General features: G+C 43.5%; 2 protein-coding genes. Both read left to right on the forward strand.

Translation table 11 applies throughout. From position 1 onward, the window contains the following. Positions 1 to 186 precede the first annotated feature (186 nt). The gene (locus Q1V74_RS10620; protein WP_300648775.1) at positions 187 to 1047 is read left to right on the forward strand and encodes an SH3 domain-containing protein; all 861 of its coding nucleotides are present in this window, start codon (positions 187 to 189) and stop codon (positions 1045 to 1047) included. Between the two features lie 348 nt (positions 1048 to 1395). Continuing rightward, positions 1396 to 3060 carry a hypothetical protein gene (locus Q1V74_RS10625; RefSeq protein ID WP_300648777.1) on the forward strand — a complete coding sequence of 555 codons (1665 nt, stop codon included), beginning with the start codon at positions 1396 to 1398 and terminating at the stop codon, positions 3058 to 3060. The last annotated feature ends 84 nt before the right edge of the window (positions 3061 to 3144 follow it).

Raw genomic sequence — 3144 nt, forward strand, 5'->3', positions numbered from 1 at the left:
GTGTATCTAATTGCTTATTTATTTGATAAGGCGTTATTGCGTAGCTTGGTTTGGTTTCTAGCTCTATTGTGTAATCTAAGTCTTTTATTTGTATAAGTTTTTATTTGGTTTTCTTTATATTGTTGGGTATATAAAGCGTGACATTGTGTACAATTAGAGGTCTATTTTTATTCTAGGTGGCCGGTGATGAAGCTTAAAAAGTTGACAGCAGTTTTAGCTATTAGTGCAGTGGGTTTAACTGGGTGTGCAACCACAGATGGTGGTTCTTGGGGGAATAAACAAACGTGGGGCACTGTAATTGGTACGGTAGGTGGCGCGTTATTAGGTAGCCAAATTGGAGGAGGTTCTGGTCGTGTGATTGCAACCTTGGTAGGGGCGCTGGCTGGTAGCGCTTTAGGTAATTGGATTGGATCTAATCTTGATGAGAAAGATCGTCAAGCTTTGGCTGCAAGTACACACGAGGCACTACAAACGGGAGCAACGGTAAATTGGACATCAGATCATAGCGGTGCATCCGCTGTTATACGCCCAGTATCTAGCAAAACGGTGACGCAAGAGACAACCGTAAAACGAGCTCCAACTATTCAAAAAGTAAATGAATTAACGGCTCTAAATGCTCCCTACGAAGCGGTTAAATCAGTGAACTTACGTGCTGGGCCAAGTACGTCAGATGAGAAGGTTGGTGGGTTTTTGGCAGGCCAAAGCTTTACGGCCTTAGGTAAAACAAAAAATAACTGGATTGCCGTAGGGCGCAAGGGAACTGTGGTCGGTTATGTACATGCTCCATTAGTTCAACCCGTACAGACCGCTAGTAATAAGGCAAAGGTAGAGCAACAGGGCACCGACTTAGACACTATTTCAGTCGCTCAGGCTAATACTCAGGGTTTTGATCTGGATACTTTCGAACCTAAACAAGCTGTGTCAGATAAAGTGGCTGTGCAAACAACATGCCGCACTATGCAATACGATTTGCAAACGACTAAAGGTAATGAAAGTAAAACCATTGATGCGTGCCAAGGCGCAGATGGTGCTTGGCAAATAGGATAAGTCACAATGAAATACAAAGCACTCTATGTGCTGGTTGCGTCTGCTTTAACGGTAGCAAACGCATCAGCACAGGATACGTATCGTCTCGCTTTTTCTCAAAAAGATGATATTGAAATTTTTTTAGATGGTTATACACAATCCAATTGGTGCCAACAGAGGCTTAAAGCTCGAGTAGTTGGTGGCCCACAAGCCAGTCTAGACGGTTTTGCTCAGTTATTACCCAAGTTAGGCGGCTTATTTGCGGCGCAGTGTCCCCAAGCATCACTCTTTGACTGGACTTTTTTTGATGCTACAGGAAAGCAGATAGCTGAAGGCCAAGCTAAGGCCAGTACGCAGTGGGCGTATAGTTTGTTTGAGCCAGAACAAACAAAACCAGAGGCTGTAATATCTGCCAAAGACAATAAGACAAAAAATGGGGATACGCAGCAGCAAGAAGAGGTTCAAATAGCTAAAAAGGATAAAAATATTGAGGCGGCATCAGCGGTAAAAGCAAATGCACCTGAACTTATTATTGCAGAATCTGCAAAAACTGAAGAAAAGCCAAAAGAGCCAAGTGAATCAAAAGGCCTAGCGCAGGCTGAAGATAAGACCGATATAACTGAGCTATCTGTAGATGAGCAAAAACAGACAGCTTTGTTTACACCTTTAAGTGCCTTTGCCGTTGGACGGTGGGCGCCTCCTACAGAAGAGCAACGTAAAGAGTTGATCAGTGGGCTTTCAACGCGTAAAGATCAAAATGGTTGTGTGTTGTATAGTGCTTTTAACTTCGGTACTCAGGATGAGTACATACAGTTAGTTTCCAACAAGCTCACATGTACCCAGGAGGGCTATTTACAAGGTCAGGGAACCTTGCAGCTCATGCGATCAGATGGGGCGGCCTTGACCAGAGCTATAGATGTATATGCGGTGAATGGAATTCCTTTTATTTCCGATGTGGGGCACTTACACCCTGATGCGATTGTCTATGGGGGTGGCTCTAATTATTGGTTTTCTGTAGGCTCTGACGAAAAGTTGCAAAGTCATTACTTAGTACCAGCTCGTATACAAAATCATGATGGGCTGGGGCTGTGGCGTATACCTGATGAGCTTCATGTTTTAACAGGTAGTACCGAATCCTTTAAACAGGCCAATGATATTGCCCAGCAAATTGATAGTGCGGTGAGCTATATTCCTCGTGTATTTAATTCGGAGCACTTAAATCGAGTTTCTATACGCTTTGCGGATGATCCGGAGAATGGTTTGGCTAATCGCTATTTAAATGGTGTGCTCTACGAGATCGATGCAAGGCGCTCACGAAATTCTTATCGCTCGCCCTATGGCCCGTGGACATATAATATGCAAGGGGCTAGTAATTATTTATTTGAGCGTGAGGCTAAAGCTCAGCAAGAGCTTGAGCGCGAACAAGAGCGTGAACGCAGGCGTTTAGAGGAAGAGGAGCGTCTCAAGCAAATGCGTCAACAGGCTCAAGCGCGTGCAGAAAAACAAAAGATAGAAAGGCAGTTACGTGAGAACGCCAGCAATGAGCAAAGTAGACTAAGGCAATATCAGCTTTTATTAGAAAAAAATCTATCAGAGGGGAATAATTTACATGAGCATATCTACCGAAATGTGAGAAATGATTTTTCAGGATTGTCTGAATACGCACGTGTTTTACAACGTGGCATAACGATGCCAATTTCAACATTGGTAGAGGTAACTGGAGAAAAAAATGGTAAGGCTTTAGTTTCGTGGCCTTATGAGATGCACCTAGAAAGTATTGAAAAGCTAAAAAAAGGCTGGTATTGGATTCGTGGTGATCAGCGTTTTGATACCGCAACGTTGGACAAAACCGGGCTTCCGATGACCATAGTTAAAATAGAGCCAGATAGTCTTTATGCATGCGAGAAAAAGCAGTGTACCGAGCTACAAGATCCACTGGCGCTTTATCGTTTGACTATTTCTAATCCTCAATGGGACCCTTCCCAGGCTGAGAAACAAGTTAACGAAGCGAAAGAGCAAGGACTGATCTACTAGGTAATGCATTATGAAAAATATGAATCGTAAAACTATTTGGGCTGCGCTGCCTATTGCTCTAGTGCTGCTGTGGTTTATGGCCTC

The sequence above is a fragment of the Paenalcaligenes sp. genome (genome assembly GCF_030152715.1).
Taxonomy (GTDB): Bacteria; Pseudomonadota; Gammaproteobacteria; order Burkholderiales; family Burkholderiaceae_B; genus Paenalcaligenes; species Paenalcaligenes hermetiae.